Below are 17,857 nucleotides of genomic sequence, written 5' to 3'. Positions count from 1 at the left end.
GACCTAAAGGGTCGTTTTGTTTTTTTATTCAAAAAAATTAAGTTCTAGTTGTTCTGGCAAAAGCCTAAAGCTCATTCTATGGTATTTTGTAGTTCCATATTTTTTAATTGCTTCTCGATGCTCTTTGGTCGGATAACCTTTATTTTTTTTCCAATTGTACATAGGGAATTCTTCATGGATTTGATCCATGTATTCGTCACGATATGTTTTGGCTAATACAGAAGCCGCTGCAATACTCAAATATTTACCATCTCCTTTTATAATACTTTGATTCGGAATTGATTTAAGTAACGAAATTTCTTCAGGAGTAAATTGTTTTCCAAAGGTGTTTTTAAGACCAAGTTTCGCGTTTATGGCACGGTTTCCGTCCACGATAATATATTCTGGAACATGCTTGAGTTTTAAAATGCATTCTTGCATTCCTTTCATTGAAGCATTTAAAATATTTATTTCATCAATTTCATCTGGAAATAAATGTGTAACCGCAAAACACAAAGCTTCTTGTTCTATGATAGGTCTTAAAAGAGCTCTTGTTTTCTCAGACAATTGTTTACTATCATTCAATATTTGATTTTCAAAATGTTCTGGTAAAATTATCGCGGCTGCCGTAACAGGACCAGCTAGGCATCCTCGGCCAGCTTCATCAGTTCCGGTTTCTAAAATTAATCCTGAGAAATTTTTTTCGAGCATTTCTTATTCTTTTGAATCGCAAATATTGCAATTTTTTGAAAATTGACCTAAAAAATGAAGTTCTAAAAATGAGATCAAAGTTTTTGAGAAAACTTATTTGCAAGAAAAAAACACCTGTTTTTTATGATTTTGTTCTTTAACTCTGAAATTAGTTTTCTTTTTTTTTTAAATCTGAAAATCAGATTAAATGGGTGTTTTTTTCTGTTAACAAGAAGAGAATAAATTATTCTTTTTCAATAAATGAATGAAATGAATCGACGAACATGACAGAAAACAAGATTAAAAAGTTTTTTGCATTAACTTTTTGTTAAGATATTATTTATGAAAATGATGTTTTAGACTAAAAAAAAAGTGATTTGTTACATTTTAAAGTGTTAATTATTTGTTAAAATTAAAAAGTGATAAAAAAAGCATTTTTAACCGTTTTGTTAAATATAACTAGGTCTAAGCGTGAAATTGTTGCTTTATTAATTATAAGTGTTAATGAAACATTAAAATAACATTAGAAAGTGTTAATAAACGGCTTGGTATTTTAAGAAATAATTATGATGTTTGCGAAATACTAATTCAAAATAACTTAAAATGAAATTAAAATTAAAATGGATTTCGACGCTGCTTGTAGCGTTATCTATGCAGTTTTCTTTTGCTCAGGAGAGAACTGTAACTGGAAAGGTATCTGATAAAACAGGTGTTATTCCAGGGGTAAATGTCCTTGTGAAAGGATCTAAAACAAGTACTCAGACAGATTTTGACGGAAGCTACTCTATCAAAGCAAAAACTGGTGATGTTTTGATTTTTTCATACGTAGGTATGAATAATAAAAATGTCACTGTAGGAACATCTAATACAATTAGCGTTGAATTAGAGTCTGAAGCACAATTAATGAATGAAGTTGTGGTTGTTGGTTACGGTGTACAGAAAAGAAAAGAGGTAACTGGATCTATCTCTAAAATTGCTGGAAAAGACATTTCTAACTTAGTTACTCCGTCTTTCGAAGGTGTTTTAGCTGGTAGAGCAACAGGGGTTCAAGTCTTAACGAACACAGGTCTTCTTGGTGCTGCACCAAAAATTAGAATTAGAGGTATCGGATCTATTTCTGGTAGTACAGAGCCTTTAATTGTTGTAGATGGTGTGCCAATTTACTCAGGTGATATTGGAGGTGTTTCTGCTACAAATGGTTTGGCAGATATTAATCCAGAGGATATTGAGTCTTTTGACGTGTTAAAAGATGGTGCTGCAACAGCTATTTATGGATCTCGTGCTGCTAATGGGGTAATTTTAATTACAACTAAAAGCGGTAAAAAAGGTGCTTTAAAAGTGAGTTATTCAAGTGTTTTTGGTGTTGCAAGTGCTGCTAAAAAATATGACTTGTTAGAAACTCCTGATTTCTTAGTGATTTCTAACGAAAAAAGAACTAATGCAGGACAAACTCCTTGGGCAGTTGGAAATACATATAACACAGATTGGCAGGGAGCTGTTTTAAGAAATGCTCCACAAGTAACGCATAATCTTAATTTTAGCGGAGGATCTGAAAAAACTAAATACTATTTGTCTTTAGGTCTTTCTGATATGGATGGTATCAACTTGGCTAATAGTATGAAAAAATACTCTATTAGAGCAAACATTGATCAGAATATAAACAAATGGTTAAGTATCGGAACAAACTTAGCGGTAAGTAGAACAGAGTATGATGGATTGAACAGTAATGCTAGTGGTCTTTCTGGAAATATCTTTAATACAATCAGACAATTGCCTAATACGCCAATTTACGATGCTTTAGATCCAACAGGTTACAACCTATCAGCAAATAATGCTACAGTTGGTCAGTGGGATAACACGGCAGCTGTTGGAGATAATATTACAAACATTTTGTATGTTTTGGATCACAACAAATACAAGTCTACAACAACAAGAATTATCGCAAGTGCTTATGCAAATGCGCAAATTACTTCAGACTTAAGTTATAAATTACAGGTAAGTGCTGATAACGCAATGACTGACGGTTTTCAATATTGGAACCCTATTCATGGTGATGGACGTGGATCTAATGGTTTAGTTTACCAAGATAACAGAAACCTTTTAAGATGGAACTGGCAAAATATCTTGAACTACAAACATACTTTTGCTGAAAACCACAACATTGGTTTAACAGGAGTTGCTGAATACCAAAAATCTAGAGATAAATTGTTATGGGGTCAAGGAAGTGACATCATTAGTGATTTCTTTGATGAGAATCTTGTAACAAATACATTCAATACTAAAGATGCAGGTGGTGGTATTACAGAAAAAGGTATTATTTCTTACTTAGGTCGTTTCACTTACAACTTTAAAGAAAAATACTTCTTACAGGCGTCTCTTAGACGTGACGGAATTTCACAATTCGAATCTGATGTTAGATACCACAACTTCCCTGGAGTTTCTGCAGGTTGGACAGTATCTAAAGAAAGTTTTATGGAAGGAATCAGCGGTGTAGTTTCTGATTTGAAATTCAGAGGTTCTTATTCTGAAGTAGGTAACGTTGATGTATTAAATGGTGCAGCTTATCCTTCAAAAGACCTTACAATTGGTTCTCCTTATGGTCCATCAAACGGAATTGGATACTACCAGTTTAGTAATCCTTTATTGCAGTGGGAAACTTCTACTAAAGTTGACTTTGGTGTAGATTTAGGATTCTTAAACAACCGTTTGACATTAGCTTTTGATTATTTCAAAAATGATATTGATAACTTAGTTTTAGCAGCTCCAACTTCTCCTTCTATCGGTATTCCAAATAATACGGTTAACCAAAACGTTGGTAAAATGTACAACCAAGGATATGAGTTCTCTCTTAACTTTAAGGCAATCAATACTCAAAATTTCTCTTGGGATATTTCTTCTAACTTAACGTTAACTAAAAACAAAGTTACGGCTCTTTACAATGGACAATCTATTGTAGGTGGTTCTTCTACAGATACAAATATTGCCCCAAACATTATTATTGCTGAAGGTGAGTCGATTAACTCTTTATATGGTTTCCAATATTGGGGAGTTAACTCTGCAAATGGTAACCCAGTTTATTACAAAGCTGATGGAAGTTTAGTGCAAGGTAACTTGAATACACAGACTTATTTCAAGTTTGATCCAAGTAACCCAGGCGGTCCAATGGATACAACAACAGCAGCTACTTTAAGTACAGCTGATAAGAAAATATTAGGAAACACATTACCAACATATTACGGTTCTGTATCTTCTAATATGAAATATAAAAACATCGATTTTGGTTTCATGTTCAGATTTAGTGGAGGAAATGAAATTTTCAACTCAACAAGAAGAGAGTTGTTGAATCAAAACTTCAACAATAACGGAACTGAAATCTTAGGAAGATGGCAAAGTGCTGCTAATCCTGGAGATGGATGGACACCAAGATTATATGCAAGTTCAAATACATTTACTAACCTTTCTGGAAGTGCTAGTACACGTTTTGTTGAAAAAGGAGATTTTATCTCACTTGATAACATTACTTTAGGTTATACATTGCCTAAAGTATTATTAGACAAAATTGGTGTAGATACATTTAGACTTTTTGTTCAAGGCCAAAATATCTGGTTAATTTCAGATTATAAAGGTTTAAATCCTGAAATGGAAACTTCTGGGGTAGATATTAATGGTACTCCACGTGCTAAAGTTGTATCAATTGGATTAAATGTAAGTTTATAATAAAGAAATATGAAAAATATAATAAAAACAATTTTACTTTCTGCAGTGGTACTTGGGATGAGTTCATGTACAGAAGAAAAAATAATAGATCTAAAGCCTGTCAACAATATTTTAAGTCCTGACGCTTTTACTACTCCTACATTAATATCTACATATATGAATGGGGTTTATAATGCGGCTGCAATTGGACAATATAACGCTGCACCAACTAGTCCAAACGGTGGTCGTGGTTATGTATGGGGAGCTGCTTATGTTGAACAAGGAGAGGCTAGAGGAGAAGATGTTGTAAATATGGCAACTTTCTATGAGTTAACTTATAGAGGTACTTACGATCCAACAACGGCTAACAACGTTTACTACTGGGTTGATGGTTACAGATTAATCAACAGATGTAATCTTATGATTGAAGGTACTAACGAAGCTGTAGCAAAAGGTATTATTACAAAAGCAATCGGTGATAATTACATCGGGCAATCTAAATTCTTAAGAGCAATTACGCACTTAGAGTTGTTAACTTATTTTGCAAGACCTTATCACTTTACTGCTGGCGCAACTCACCCTGGTATTCCTTACAGAACAGTTGGAGTTAACACATTTGAAGAAATTGATTCTGAATCTGCAAAACCAAGAAATACTGTAGCAGATTGTTATGATAAAATTTTAGCAGATTTAAACGATGCTGAGACTTTGATTACTTCAGGAAGCAGTACTGCTTTTGCATCTAGACCGGTTGGAAGAGCTTCTAAATGGGCTGCAATCGCTTTCAAAACTAGACTTTATCTTCAAAAAAGAGATTGGGCAAATGTTTTGGTTGAAGGAGCTAAATTAAACGGAGCTTTCGCTTTAACTGCAGATCCATATGCACCTTTCCAAAATACTACAGGAGTTAATGCTAGTAACTCAGAGTCTATTTTCTCTATTCAGCATTCAGCTACAGCTAATCCAGGTGTAAATGCTGCTTTAGCTAGTATTTTAAAAGATAGAGCTTTAGTTTGTATTAGTCCAATTATCTGGAGAGATGCACAATGGTTAGCTGATGATAAACGTAGAGAAGATGGTAAGTTTATCTACACAGCTTCTGGTATTAAATATACTAATAAATATACTGATGTTACGAACAGAACTGATGCTGCTCCAATTATCAGATATGCTGAAGTAGTATTAAATATGGCTGAGGCTCAAGCTCGTCAATCTAATTTGCCAGCTGCTTTAACTTTATTAAATTCTGTTAGAAATAGATCTTTGGCAAACCCAACTACTCAGGCTTACACAGCTGCTTCTTTTACAACAGATGCAGCAATGGTTGCAGCTATTCTTAAAGAAAGAAGAATTGAGTTTTTACAAGAAGGACGTAGATGGACCGATATTCACAGATTACAAGGAGATCCAATAGCATCAGTTGCTACAAGTGGTATTCCAGCTAAAATGGCAAATGCTGCACCTACAGCTGCTGCATTCGTTTTAGGAAATACTTATGTTATTGCCACTCCTATTGCGGCTATTCCTTCAGCTGACCGTAGATTTTTATGGCCAATACCTCAATTAGAAATGAATACAAATCCAGGTTTAGGACAAAATCCTGATTGGTAATAGGTAATTATTTTGAATTTTTTTTGGAAGCCCCGTATACTTTTGTATACGGGGTTTTCGTTTCAAAATAGTGAGACAATTTTCACTTTATATTATATATTATGTTTTTTCGTTAATACGTTTTTATCTTTACCTTTGCTCAACAAATTCTGTCAAAAAATAAATTTATATAAAGCCATCAAATGAGAATATTCATTTTCCTATATCTATTAGTTGTACCAACTTTATTGTTTTCTCAAGAAAAAAAAGCCGCTCCTAAAAAGGATTTAGATATGAATACGGAATATTCTAGTATTACAGATACCGTAAAGAAGAAAAAAGCTAAAATTGCAACTATCGATCAATATAAGATTATTACCCTAGAACATGATACTATATATGCAGATACTTCGCTTACAATAAAAAGTGCTTACAGGCAAAATCATCTTAGAAAAGATCTTTTTGGACTTTTAGAATTTTCAAATATTGGCCAGCCATTAAATACCTTGCAATATAGTTTGACAAGTTTTTCTCCGTATCCTGAAATTGGATTTACAGGAAAGCATTCTAATTATATACAGGCAGATCAAATTCGATATTATTCAGCCGCAACACCTTTTACAGAGCTGTTTTTTAATACAACAATTAATAAAGGACAAAATGTAGATTCTTTTATTACTCTGAATACATCTAAAAACCTCAATTTTTCAATCGCTTACAGAGGTCTAAGGTCTGAAGGAGATTACATTAATCAATTGGTTAGTGCGGGTAATTTTAGATTTACAACGAGTTATGCTACAACCAGCAGACGTTATGCAATAAATGCGCATTTTGCCAATCAAGATATAATGAACGAAGAAAATGGAGGAATTACAAATGTTTCTAACTTCGAAAGTAATGATCCAGATTTTAAAAACCGACAAAGATTACAAGTCTATTTGACGGATGCAGAAACGCTTTTGAAGGGAAGAAGATTGTTTTTTGACCATGCTTTTAGAGTAAATCCAAAAGATGGGAATAATAATTTATATCTAACACATCAATTTAATTACGAGTATAAAAATTACCAGTATAAACAGCCAACAGTTGCTTCTTCTATTACAGATAATAACAACGTAACGACAACAGTAAATCGTTTTGGAGATTCTTATGTAGCAAGTAGTATCAACGATGAAACAAAATATGAAAGGCTTTATAATAAAGTGGGAGCTGCCTATGAAAACTCGCTTTTAGGTAAGTTTAACTTTTTTATAGATGATTACAGATCAAATTATAAATATGAAAGAGTAATAGTAGATTCTTTAGGAAGTGCTGTTCCTGCCAATTTATATCTGCAATTTAATAATGTGGGTGGGCAGTATGAATACCAAAAAAACAAATGGAACGGTAGATTTTTGTATTCAAGATCAATAACCAATCAATCACTTTCAGATTTGGATGCTAAATTACGATACGACTTAAATGAAAAAATTAAGTTCGATTTTAGATATCGTAATATCAATAAACTGCCAAATAATAATTATAATTTATATCAGAGTAGTTGGATTTCATATAATTGGTCGCATAATTTTAAGAATGAAAAAATAAATTCGTTAAGTGCCGAAATAACAACTCCTTGGTTAACAGGACAAGTTCAATATACAGTACTGAAAGATCATTTGTATTTTACTGATGATGCAACAGATGTAGAAAAAGAAGGAAATGTTCAAATAGTTAGGCCGTTCCAATATGGTAATGTGATCAATTATTTAGAAATAAAAGCAAGTCGTGAATTTAAATTTGGTCCTTTTGCATTAGACAATACACTTTTATATCAAAAAGTAGATCAATCAGATTTGATTCTGAATGTTCCTGATTTTGTGACAAGAAATACCTTTTATTATTCAAATCATTTCTTCAAAAAAGCATTGTTTATGCAAACGGGTATTGTCTTTAATTATATGACAAAATATTATGGAGATGATTACAATCCTGTTATTGCAGAATTCTTTGTGCAGCAAGAAAAAAAGACGGGTGGCTTCGCTACTTTCGATGTTTTCGTAAATGCCAGAATTCGTCAAACACGTTTTTATTTAAAAGCAGAACATTTAAACGCGCTTTTTTCACAAAGCAATTATTACTCGGCGCCTAATAATCCTTATCGTGATTTTGTATTGCGTTTTGGTTTAGTTTGGAATTTCTTCCAATAAAAAGCCTAATTTAATTAGAACCACTATATTAAACTTAAATAAAATGGACTTTTCAAAAAATATTTTAGAAACAATTGGTAACACACCATTGGTAAAGCTCAATAAAATTGTTGCTGAAATTGATGCGTTAGTATTGGCAAAAGTCGAAACCTTTAATCCTGGTAATTCTGTAAAAGACAGGATGGCTGTAAAAATGATTGAAGATGCAGAGGCTGATGGCCGATTGAAACCGGGAGGAACTATTATTGAAGGAACTTCTGGAAATACAGGAATGGGACTTGCACTTGTTGCAATCGTAAAAGGATACAAATTAATTTGTGTAATCTCGGATAAGCAATCAAAAGAAAAAATGGATATTCTTCGTGCTGTAGGAGCAAAAGTTGTTGTTTGCCCAACAGATGTAGAACCTACAGATCCTCGTTCTTATTATTCAGTTTCAAAACGTTTGGCAGAAGAAACACCAAATTCTTGGTATGTTAATCAATATGATAATATGTCAAATTCATTGGCACATTATGAGCAGACGGGACCAGAAATTTGGAAACAAACAGAAGGTAAAATCACGCACTTTGTTGTAGGTGTCGGAACTGGAGGAACAATCTCTGGTGTTGGGAAATATTTAAAAGAAAAAAATCCAAATATTAAAATTTGGGGAATTGATACTTATGGTTCTGTTTTTAAAAAATACCACGAAACTGGAATTTTTGATGAAAACGAAATTTACTCTTATATAACAGAAGGAATTGGTGAAGATATCTTGCCTAAAAATGTCGATTTTTCTTTAATTGACGGATTCACAAAGGTAACGGATAAAGATGCTGCAGTTTATACTAGAAAAATTGCTTTAGAAGAAGCTATTTTTGTTGGGAATTCTGCTGGGGCTTGTATAAAAGGTCTTTTGCAATTGAAAGAGCATTTTAAGCCAGACGATGTGGTTGTTGTTCTTTTTCACGATTCTGGAAGCCGTTATGTAGGTAAAATGTTCAATGATGATTGGATGCGCGAGCGTGGGTTTTTAGAAGAAAATATAACGAAGGCAGAAGACGTTATTAAAGATCATATTGATAAAGAATTAATTGTTGTTCGAACAGAAGAATTGGTTTCGCACGCAATTGAGCGTATGCGTAAATATAAAATTTCGCAGATTCCAGTTGTAGATATTAACGGATTTGTTGGTTCTGTTGATGAAACAGATTTGTTTAGAAGTTATGTAGCAGATAAAAATGTAGCCGAAAAACCTATTAAAGAAGTAATGGGAAAACCTTTTCCAATTGTAAAATTAGGAACACCAATCGAAGAAGTATCAAAACTTTTCTCAAAAGAAAATGATGCTGTTTTGGTCGATTTAGGAAATGGACATCATCATATTATTACTAAATATGATATAATTGGTGCAATAAAATAAGCATTTACAAATATAACTTATCCATAAATCTAATTGTTGTACAATTGGATTTGTGGATTTTTCTTTTAAAAATATAATATGAATTTTACGGCAATTGATTTTGAAACAGCAACTGGGCATCATCCATGTTCAGTCGGAATTGTTACTGTTCAAAACGGAATAATAGTAGATGAATTTGTGTCTTTAATCAAACCTCCAAACAATGAATACAATCCATTTACGATTCGTGTTCATGGCATTTATCCGAAAGATACCATTAATGCAAAATCTTTTTTTCAGGTTTATCCAGAAATCGAAAAGAGATTAAAGAACCGCGTTGTAGTAGCTCATAACGAAAGTTTTGATCGAAATGTTTTGATGAAAACAATGCTGCTTCACGGTTTAAATTATGAAGATTTGAATATTGCACCAAAATGGGAATGCACAGTTAAAATTTATAAAGCAAAGGGTTTAAAACCGACAAAGTTAAGCGATTGTTGCCGTGAAATGAATATTCAACTCAATCACCATGAAGCTTTATCAGACGCAAGAGCTTGTGCTAAACTTTATATGTTGCGTTAAATAATTTATTTTTGTAAGAATAGTATTAAAATTTTATTATTTTTAGACCTTTAAAATTTTTTATAAGGTCTAAAAATGAAAGAAGATTTTCTTCATTATCTCTGGAAATTCAAGAAGTTTGACACTTTGAATTTAAAAAGTGCTCAAGGAGAGATAATTACCATTTTAAAAATAGGTGATTATTTGGAGCTTTCGGGACCAGATTTTTTTAACGCCCATATAGAAATTGGACATCAAAAATGGGCTGGCAATGTAGAGATTCATTTAAAATCTTCAGATTGGTATCTTCACAATCACGAAAATGATCCAGCATATCAAAATGTCATTCTGCATGTGGTGTGGGAAAATGATACTGCTATTTTTAGAGAAGATAATACAGAAATTCCTGTTTTGATTCTTAAAGATTATGTGAGTAAAGAAATAATTCATAACTACACTGCATTAATAACTCCTAAAACTTGGATTTCATGTGAGAAACAAATTCAAGACACGAATCAATTTGTTTTTAAGAGTTGGCAGGAAAGATTGTTTTTAGAACGTTTAGAGCGTAAATCTAAATTTATTTATGATTTATTAGAAGAAACAAACCAAGATTGGGAAGCAGTCTTATTTTGTCTTCTAGCAAAAAATTTTGGTTTAAATACGAATGGGAATTCTTTTCTGCAAATAGCTAAATCAATTCCATTTTCTATTATTAGGAAAGAAAGTTTTGAGAACGAAAACCTCGAAGCATTATTTTTCGGAAATGCCGGTTTGTTGAATGCCGAAAAAGAAGATGTCTATTTTAAAGATTTAAATTTTAGATATTTTTATTTACTGCATAAGTATCAGTTAGAGAGAACATTTGTAGATCCGGTACAATTTTTTAAGCTCCGTCCAGATAATTTTCCAACAATTAGACTTTCTCAGTTGGCAGGCTTATATCATAAATATCAAAACTTGTTTTCTAAAATATGTCATTTAAAATCTCTTGAAAGTGTGTATGAATTATTTGATATTTCGGCGAGTAATTATTGGCTGAACCATTATCAATTTGATAAAGAAAGTCCAAAGAAAGCAAAATCATTATCGAAATCGTTTCTAGATTTGATCGTAATAAATACTATTATTCCTATCCAATTTGCTTATTCAGCTACATTAGGCGAACCAGATATCGAAAGTTTAATTGATTTTATGAATGAAGTAGCGCCAGAGAAAAATGCTATAATTGATAAATTTATTTCCTTCGGAATAAAATCTAAAAACGCATTTGAAAGTCAGACTTTATTAGAACTTAAAAATGAATATTGTAATAATAAATCATGTCTGAAATGCGCGATAGGTATAGATCTTCTAAAAAACAATTAGATAATTTTGTATTTTTGAAATCCAGATAACCATACGGATATAAAATCTGAAGTCTAAAATCTAAAATAATAAAATGTCAGCTATTTTAAAACTTAAATTCTTTTTCGAAAAATATGGATTCCATGTTTCTTCAAGATTAGCGGATAAACTTGGAATGCGCGTAACAAACGTAAGATTATTTTTTATCTATATCTCTTTTGTTACAGCAGGTTTAGGATTTGGCGTGTATTTGACTCTTGCTTTTTGGATTAGATTGAAAGATTTAATTCGATCAAAAAGAACTTCAGTATTTGATTTATAAAAAAAAGCTCCAAATGAAAATTTGGAGCTTTTTTGTGAAATATTATATAGTATATTATTCTTCAGTTTTGTTGTTCAATTTTGATCTTTGTTTACTATATCCGAAGTAAACCAAAATACCAATTGCAAGCCACCCAAGTGATAACAATTGAGCATCAATACTCAAATTAATAATTAAATAAGTGTTGATTGCAATTCCTAAAACAGCAATAACAGGTAAAGCAGGAACTTTAAAAGTTCTGTTTAAACCAGGCTGTTTAACTCTTAAAATCCAAACCGCGATACAAACCATTGTAAAGGCAAATAAAGTACCGAAACTTGTCATATCGGCTAATTTATTGATTGGAGTAAAAGCAGCAACTGTTGCGATAATACCTCCTAAAATCATTAAGTTAGTTTTTGGAGTTCCAGAAATAGGATTTACTTTAGAGAAAACAGGTGGAATTAAGCCGTCTTTAGACATTCCAAGGAAAATTCTTGATTGCCCCATAATCATAACCATTAATACAGATACTAAACCAATTGTAGCAGCAATAGTAATAATAAATCCAGCCCAGCCTTGTCCTGCAATATCAAAAGCATATGCAACAGGAGCTTTAATTGCTTCTGGATATTTTCCTAGTGGATTAAAATCTTGATAATTCATCATTCCTGTCAATACTAAAGAAACAAGAATGTATAAAGTTGTACAAACCAATAATGAAGCAATAATAGCAAAAGGAACATCTTTTTTAGGATTGATAGCTTCTCCAGCCTGTGTAGAAACGGCATCGAAACCAACATAAGCAAAGAAAATTGCCGCAGCTCCAGAAACGATACCTCCGATTCCGTAAGCATTGTGTGTTGTTTCTTTTTCGATAATTTGTGTAGCTTCAGGAATAAACGGACTCCAGTTTGCTGTATTAATGAAGAAAAGACCAGCAACAATTACAAAAATTACAGCAGAAACTTTAAGAATAACAATAGCGTTATTTGCTTTTGCAGCACTTTTTGTTCCTTTTATAAGTAATGAAATAACTAATATAACAATTAGGAAAGCTGGAAGATTCATTGAGAATCCTTCTCCAGTATAACTTGCAGGGTCTGTGGTAAGCCATTCAGGGAGTTGGATATGAAATATTTTAAGTAATTTATTAAAATATCCTGACCAGGAAACGGCGACGGTCATAGAGCCCATTGCATATTCTAGAATAAGTCCCCAGCCAATTATCCAGGCAAAAATTTCTCCAATAGTACCATAAGCATATGCGTAAGCAGATCCCTCAACAGGTAAGATCGAAGCAAATTCAGAATAGCAAAGAGCCGCAAATACACAGGCAATACCTGCAATAATAAACGAAATTGCTAATGCTGGACCTGCATGATAATAAGCTCCAGTACCTGTAAGTACAAAAATTCCACCACCGATAATGGCACCAACGCCAATGGCAGTAAGACTCCATTTTCCTAGAACTCTCTTTAAATCACTTTTTTTCATATCGGCCTCAAAGGCAGATATCGGTTTAACTCTCCAGATTGACATACTATTTTATTGGTTTATTTGTTATTAAGTGCCAAATGTATTGTTTTTTGTAAAAAATAAAAACATTTATCATGTTTTAAGTTATAAAAACTTTAATTTTTTTACAGTACTCTCAAGGATGTTTCTTTAACTATTGATATTCATTAAATTAATTGCTTATTTATAAAATATTCAATAATTTTTTAAAAACTACTTTTCTTACTAATTTAATCAATAAATTTGAAGGATTTTTCTTTCTTTTTGATTTGATTTTAAAATTGGAGTTTATTTTAGATTATGAATTTTACACATTTTAATAAGCACTTCCGCTTCTCGAAACAACAGCGAAAAGGCATTTTTATTCTTTTCGTCTTAATGATTGCATTACAGATTTTTTATCTATTAGCGGATTTTGATGTTTTAGATAAAGAAGATGCAAACAAAGAAAAATGGATGGCCTATCAGTCTGAAATTGATCAGCAGAAAACGGAGAGCAAGAGTGAGAAAATTATCAATTATCTATTTAATCCTAATTTTATTTCTGATTATAAAGGTTATAAATTAGGAATGACTGTTGAAGAAATTGATCGTTTAATGAAATTTCGTAAAGAAAATAAATATATAAACTCGGCTGATGAGTTTCAAAAAGTTACAGGTATTTCAGATTCATTATTAAATAAAATGGCTCCTCTTTTTAAATTTCCCAGTTGGGTACAGCAAAAAGCTGATTACAAATCCAAACAAATAGATTTTTTTAAAAAGGATTTTCCAAAGAAAGAAAAGATAGCAGTATTAGATATTAATCAAGCAAGTCAGGAAGATTTAATGAAATTGTATGGAATTGGTGAAGGATTATCAGGCAGAATACTAAGACAAAAAGAAGTCTTGGGCTGTTTTGTTTCAATGGAACAAATGAAAGATATCTGGGGACTTTCTCCTGAAGTTATAGTGGAATTAAATAGTCATTTTAAAGCTGTAGTTCCTCCGTCCCTCAAAAAAATAAATGTCAACGATGCGTCATTAAAGGAGCTTTCGCAATTTTTCTATTTCAAATATGCCTTAGCAAAACAGATTGTTACTTATAGAAGTATGAATGGAAATTTTAATAATATTGAGGATTTAGCAAAAATTAAAGATTTTCCTGTAGAAAAAGCAAAAATAATTAGTTTATATTTGGAGTTCTAAAAAGAACATAACTAATGAACTTTGATTACAACGAAACGCAAATAATGATTGCTCAGTCTATAAAAGACTTTGCAGAAAAAAATATCAAGCCACATATAATGGAATGGGATGAAGCTCAAATTTTTCCAGTCCCTTTGTTTAAACAGCTTGGAGAAATGGGATTTATGGGGGTTTTAGTTCCCGAAGAGTACGGAGGATCAGGCTTAGGGTATCATGAATATGTAACTATAATTGAAGAAATTTCAAAAGTGGATCCGTCAATAGGGTTGTCTGTTGCGGCTCATAATTCTTTGTGTACCAATCATATTTTAACTTTTGGAAACGAAGAACAGAAGAAGAAATGGCTTCCAAAATTAGCTACAGCAGAATATATTGGTGCTTGGGGTTTAACGGAACATAATACAGGTTCAGATGCGGGAGGAATGAGTACAACCGCTGTAAAAGATGGAGATTATTGGATCGTTAATGGTGCTAAAAACTTTATTACGCATGCTATTTCTGGAGATATTGCTGTAGTTATTGTACGTACTGGGGAAAAAGGAGATTCTAAAGGAATGACAGCTTTTGTTTTTGAAAAAGGAATGGAAGGTTTTTCATCTGGTAAAAAAGAAAATAAGCTAGGAATGAGAGCGAGTGAAACAGCTGAATTAGTTTTTGATAATTGCCGAGTTCCGGATGCAAACAGATTAGGGGAAGTAGGGCAAGGGTTTATCCAAGCGATGAAAATCTTAGATGGAGGAAGGATATCAATTGGTGCTCTTTCCTTAGGAATTGCAAAAGGAGCATATGAGGCCGCATTGAAGTATTCAAAAGAAAGATATCAATTTGGGCAGCCAATTAGTAGTTTTCAAGGAATTTCTTTTAAGTTGGCAGATATGGCTACAGAAATAGAAGCTTCTGAGCTATTGTTGCATAAAGCGGCTTTTTTAAAACAAAAACATAGAGAAGTTACAACATCAGGAGCAATGGCAAAAATGTATGCATCTGAAGCGTGTGTGAAAGTTGCAAATGATGCAGTTCAAATTCATGGAGGATATGGTTACACTAAAGACTTTCCAGTAGAAAAATTCTATAGAGATTCTAAATTATGTACAATAGGAGAAGGGACAACTGAGATTCAAAAATTAGTTATTTCTAGGAATTTGTTGAAAGAATAAAGAATAAAGAATAAAGAATAAAGAATAAAGAATAAAGAATAAAGAATAAAGAATAAAGAATAAAGAATAAAGAATAAAGAATAAAGAATAAAGAATAAAGAATAAAGAATAAAGAATTATATCTATTATCTCTTCTCTATACTCTTTCCTCTTTCCTCTTTCCTCTTTTTTAAAAATAATTCAAAATTTATAATTCATAATTCATAATTAATATATACATTTGCAGCCTTAACGAGAGGAGGTGTCTATATTATGTTAATTATACCAATTAAAGACGGAGAAAATATCGATAGAGCATTAAAGCGCTATAAAAGAAAATTTGATAAAACAGGAACTGTTCGTCAATTAAGAGCACGTACTGCTTTTATTAAGCCTTCTGTTGTCAAAAGAGCTCAAATTCAAAAAGCTGCTTATATTCAAGGTTTGAAAGATAGCTTAGAAAGTTAATATTTAGCTTTTCAAAAATAATTACCGTTAGTGGTCAAAATGTTATAATTTTGATGCTAACGGTTTTTTTATGGATAATTTTGAGATATTTAAATTTTTATGAAAACGAATAAAGAGGCTTTTTGTGATTATTTGATGTTAGAGAAAAAGTATTCTTCTCATACTGTTACTGCTTATTTGAGTGATTTGACTGCTTTTGAGGTTTTTCTTAAAGAAGAGTTTGGGCAGGATGGTATTGATTTGGTAAATTATGGTCAGATAAGAAGTTGGATTGTTTCTTTGGTTGATTACAATGTTTCAAATGTTTCGGTCAATAGGAAAATGGCTTCGTTAAAAGCTTTTTATAAATTTCTTTTAAAAATAAAACAGATTGAAATTAATCCAATGTTAAAGCACAAGTCTTTGAAAACGCCGAAAATAGTTCAGATTCCTTTTTCTGAAAAAGAGATGGAAGAAGTGTTGGTGCAAATTGATGTACCTGTCGGTTTTGAGGAGGTTCGGGATAAGTTGATTGTTGAGATGTTTTATGTTACTGGAATGCGTCGTGCGGAGTTGATTCATTTAATGTTGAAAAATGTAGATCGTTCGGCAGGTTTGATAAAGGTTTTGGGGAAAAGAAATAAAGAGCGTCTTATTCCTATATTGCCAATTATAGCTGATCAGATAGCTTCATATATTAAGGAGCGTGATGATTTGGAAAAAGATATTGATTCGGAGTATTTTTTTGTTTCGAAAAAAGGGTTAAAATTGAGTGAATCTTTTGTTTATCGTTTAATAAATTCATACTTTAGTAGAGTCTCAGAAAAGGTGAAAAAAAGTCCGCATGTGCTTCGTCATACTTTTGCAACTCACTTGTTAAATAATGGGGCAGATTTGAATTCAGTTAAGGAGTTATTAGGGCATTCTAGTTTGGCGTCTACACAGGTTTATACTCATAATAGTTTGGCGGAGCTTAAAAAGGTATATATAGGTGCGCATCCAAGGAATAAATAATAATTCTAAAATGTTAATCCTAAAATTTTTATTATGAAGGTAGATGTTCATGCAGTTAACTTTACTGTTGACAGAAAATTGGTCGATTTTATTCAGGAAAGAATGGATAAGTTAGAAAAATACTACGATCGCGTAGTTTCGTCAGATGTTTTTTTGAAAGTTGAAAGAACAAGTGATAAAGAAAATAAGGCGGTCGAGATTAAGATTAATGTTCCTGGGGATGATTTTTTGGTTAAAAAACAGTGTAAGACATTTGAAGAGGCGGTTGAGCTTTCGGCAGAATCTTTAGAACGTTTACTTGTAAAAAGGAAAGAAAAAATAAGAGCACACATTTAATTGAAATTTTTTTTAAAAAATGTTTTGATTAAAAGATAAAATACCTACATTTGCAGTCCGTTAGAAATAGCGGACTTTTTTATTGCATTCGCCGATGTAGCTCAGCTGGCTAGAGCAGCTGATTTGTAATCAGCAGGTCGTGGGTTCGAGTCCCTCTATCGGCTCAAAATAATTCAAATGCGATTTGAATTTGTTCATTAAAATAATGAGATTTTAAAACTAGGGGAGATACTCAAGCGGCCAACGAGGGCAGACTGTAAATCTGCTGTGTGAACTTCGCAGGTTCGAATCCTGCTCTCCCCACAAAAAAAAGAGGTTGAGATTTGGAGTTTTAGATTAAATCTAAAATCTGAATTCAAAAATCTAAAATCAGAACTCTCTGCCGGTGTAGCTCAGGGGTAGAGTGCTTCCTTGGTAAGGAAGAGGTCTCGGGTTCAAATCCCGACATTGGCTCAAGTAAGTAGGAAATTGAAAATTAATA

At 32.2% G+C, this 17,857-nt stretch carries 14 protein-coding genes and 3 tRNA genes; 15 read left to right on the top strand and 2 right to left on the bottom strand.

Annotation, left to right across the window (positions count from 1 at the left end):
• Window positions 1-24 precede the first annotated feature (24 nt).
• A complete protein-coding gene (locus tag LL966_RS14250) occupies window positions 25-690 on the bottom strand; it encodes a ribonuclease HII (protein ID WP_229354189.1) in 666 nt (221 codons plus the stop codon).
• A gap of 582 nt (window positions 691-1,272) precedes the next feature.
• Here LL966_RS14250 and LL966_RS14245 point away from each other — a divergent pair.
• From LL966_RS14245 to LL966_RS14215, 7 genes are all read left to right on the top strand, one after another.
• Entirely contained in the window at window positions 1,273-4,386 is a 3,114-nt protein-coding gene (locus LL966_RS14245; protein WP_229354188.1) for a SusC/RagA family TonB-linked outer membrane protein, read from the top strand.
• A 9-nt stretch (window positions 4,387-4,395) separates the two neighbouring features.
• A complete protein-coding gene (locus tag LL966_RS14240; RefSeq protein WP_229354187.1) occupies window positions 4,396-5,976 on the top strand; it encodes a RagB/SusD family nutrient uptake outer membrane protein in 1,581 nt (526 codons plus the stop codon).
• 182 nt (window positions 5,977-6,158) lie between these two features.
• Window positions 6,159-8,144, top strand: coding sequence for a putative porin (locus LL966_RS14235; RefSeq protein ID WP_229354186.1), 1,986 nt, complete (start codon window positions 6,159-6,161; stop codon window positions 8,142-8,144).
• Between the two features lie 43 nt (window positions 8,145-8,187).
• Window positions 8,188-9,549 carry a pyridoxal-phosphate dependent enzyme gene (locus LL966_RS14230; protein ID WP_229354185.1) on the top strand — a complete coding sequence of 454 codons (1,362 nt, stop codon included), beginning with the start codon at window positions 8,188-8,190 and terminating at the stop codon, window positions 9,547-9,549.
• 78 nt (window positions 9,550-9,627) lie between these two features.
• Window positions 9,628-10,110: a 3'-5' exonuclease gene (locus LL966_RS14225; RefSeq protein ID WP_229354184.1), complete on the top strand. Its 483-nt coding sequence runs from the start codon at window positions 9,628-9,630 to the stop codon at window positions 10,108-10,110.
• Between the two features lie 75 nt (window positions 10,111-10,185).
• On the top strand, window positions 10,186-11,457 hold the full coding sequence (locus tag LL966_RS14220; protein WP_229354183.1) for a DUF2851 family protein: 1,272 nt from the start codon (window positions 10,186-10,188) through the stop codon (window positions 11,455-11,457).
• A gap of 73 nt (window positions 11,458-11,530) precedes the next feature.
• Window positions 11,531-11,758: a PspC family transcriptional regulator gene (locus LL966_RS14215; protein WP_026730439.1), complete on the top strand. Its 228-nt coding sequence runs from the start codon at window positions 11,531-11,533 to the stop codon at window positions 11,756-11,758.
• A gap of 54 nt (window positions 11,759-11,812) precedes the next feature.
• Here LL966_RS14215 and LL966_RS14210 read toward each other — a convergent pair whose 3' ends face one another.
• Window positions 11,813-13,279 (bottom strand): APC family permease, encoded by a 1,467-nt coding sequence (locus LL966_RS14210; RefSeq protein ID WP_229354181.1) that lies wholly within the window; start codon window positions 13,277-13,279, stop codon window positions 11,813-11,815.
• Window positions 13,280-13,633: 354 nt separating this feature from the next.
• Between LL966_RS14210 and LL966_RS14205 the strand changes: the two genes are divergently transcribed.
• From LL966_RS14205 to LL966_RS14170, 8 genes are all read left to right on the top strand, one after another.
• A complete protein-coding gene (locus LL966_RS14205) occupies window positions 13,634-14,443 on the top strand; it encodes a ComEA family DNA-binding protein (protein ID WP_317207141.1) in 810 nt (269 codons plus the stop codon).
• 14 nt (window positions 14,444-14,457) lie between these two features.
• Window positions 14,458-15,600: an acyl-CoA dehydrogenase family protein gene (locus LL966_RS14200; protein WP_229354178.1), complete on the top strand. Its 1,143-nt coding sequence runs from the start codon at window positions 14,458-14,460 to the stop codon at window positions 15,598-15,600.
• A 252-nt stretch (window positions 15,601-15,852) separates the two neighbouring features.
• Window positions 15,853-16,047, top strand: coding sequence for a 30S ribosomal protein S21 (rpsU, locus tag LL966_RS14195; RefSeq protein ID WP_095954821.1), 195 nt, complete (start codon window positions 15,853-15,855; stop codon window positions 16,045-16,047).
• Between the two features lie 99 nt (window positions 16,048-16,146).
• Complete coding sequence (locus LL966_RS14190) at window positions 16,147-17,040, top strand: tyrosine-type recombinase/integrase (RefSeq protein ID WP_229354177.1); 894 nt, start codon at window positions 16,147-16,149, stop codon at window positions 17,038-17,040.
• 33 nt (window positions 17,041-17,073) lie between these two features.
• A complete protein-coding gene (gene hpf / locus LL966_RS14185) occupies window positions 17,074-17,376 on the top strand; it encodes a ribosome hibernation-promoting factor, HPF/YfiA family (protein WP_035652108.1) in 303 nt (100 codons plus the stop codon).
• A 90-nt stretch (window positions 17,377-17,466) separates the two neighbouring features.
• Window positions 17,467-17,540, top strand: a tRNA-Thr gene (locus tag LL966_RS14180).
• Window positions 17,541-17,598: 58 nt separating this feature from the next.
• Window positions 17,599-17,679: transfer RNA gene (locus LL966_RS14175), tRNA-Tyr, on the top strand.
• Window positions 17,680-17,757: 78 nt separating this feature from the next.
• A tRNA-Thr gene (locus tag LL966_RS14170) sits at window positions 17,758-17,829 on the top strand.
• Window positions 17,830-17,857: the final 28 nt, after the last annotated feature.

The organism is Flavobacterium chungbukense (assembly GCF_020805785.1).
GTDB lineage: Bacteria > Bacteroidota > Bacteroidia > Flavobacteriales > Flavobacteriaceae > Flavobacterium > Flavobacterium chungbukense.
The sequence above is the reverse complement of the archived record's forward strand: the minus strand, read 5'-3'. Positions and strand labels throughout refer to the sequence as shown.

Coding starts and splice junctions, on each gene's coding strand:
- LL966_RS14205 (WP_317207141.1), top strand. CDS start 13,634: ATGATTGCATTACAGATTTTTTATCTATTAGCGGATTTTGATGTTTTA.
- LL966_RS14220 (WP_229354183.1), top strand. CDS start 10,186: ATGAAAGAAGATTTTCTTCATTATCTCTGGAAATTCAAGAAGTTTGAC.
- LL966_RS14225 (WP_229354184.1), top strand. CDS start 9,628: ATGAATTTTACGGCAATTGATTTTGAAACAGCAACTGGGCATCATCCA.
- LL966_RS14210 (WP_229354181.1), bottom strand. CDS start 13,279: ATGTCAATCTGGAGAGTTAAACCGATATCTGCCTTTGAGGCCGATATG.
- LL966_RS14240 (WP_229354187.1), top strand. CDS start 4,396: ATGAAAAATATAATAAAAACAATTTTACTTTCTGCAGTGGTACTTGGG.
- LL966_RS14250 (WP_229354189.1), bottom strand. CDS start 690: ATGCTCGAAAAAAATTTCTCAGGATTAATTTTAGAAACCGGAACTGAT.
- hpf (WP_035652108.1), top strand. CDS start 17,074: ATGAAGGTAGATGTTCATGCAGTTAACTTTACTGTTGACAGAAAATTG.
- LL966_RS14235 (WP_229354186.1), top strand. CDS start 6,159: ATGAGAATATTCATTTTCCTATATCTATTAGTTGTACCAACTTTATTG.
- LL966_RS14200 (WP_229354178.1), top strand. CDS start 14,458: ATGAACTTTGATTACAACGAAACGCAAATAATGATTGCTCAGTCTATA.
- LL966_RS14190 (WP_229354177.1), top strand. CDS start 16,147: ATGAAAACGAATAAAGAGGCTTTTTGTGATTATTTGATGTTAGAGAAA.
- rpsU (WP_095954821.1), top strand. CDS start 15,853: ATGTTAATTATACCAATTAAAGACGGAGAAAATATCGATAGAGCATTA.
- LL966_RS14230 (WP_229354185.1), top strand. CDS start 8,188: ATGGACTTTTCAAAAAATATTTTAGAAACAATTGGTAACACACCATTG.
- LL966_RS14245 (WP_229354188.1), top strand. CDS start 1,273: ATGAAATTAAAATTAAAATGGATTTCGACGCTGCTTGTAGCGTTATCT.
- LL966_RS14215 (WP_026730439.1), top strand. CDS start 11,531: ATGTCAGCTATTTTAAAACTTAAATTCTTTTTCGAAAAATATGGATTC.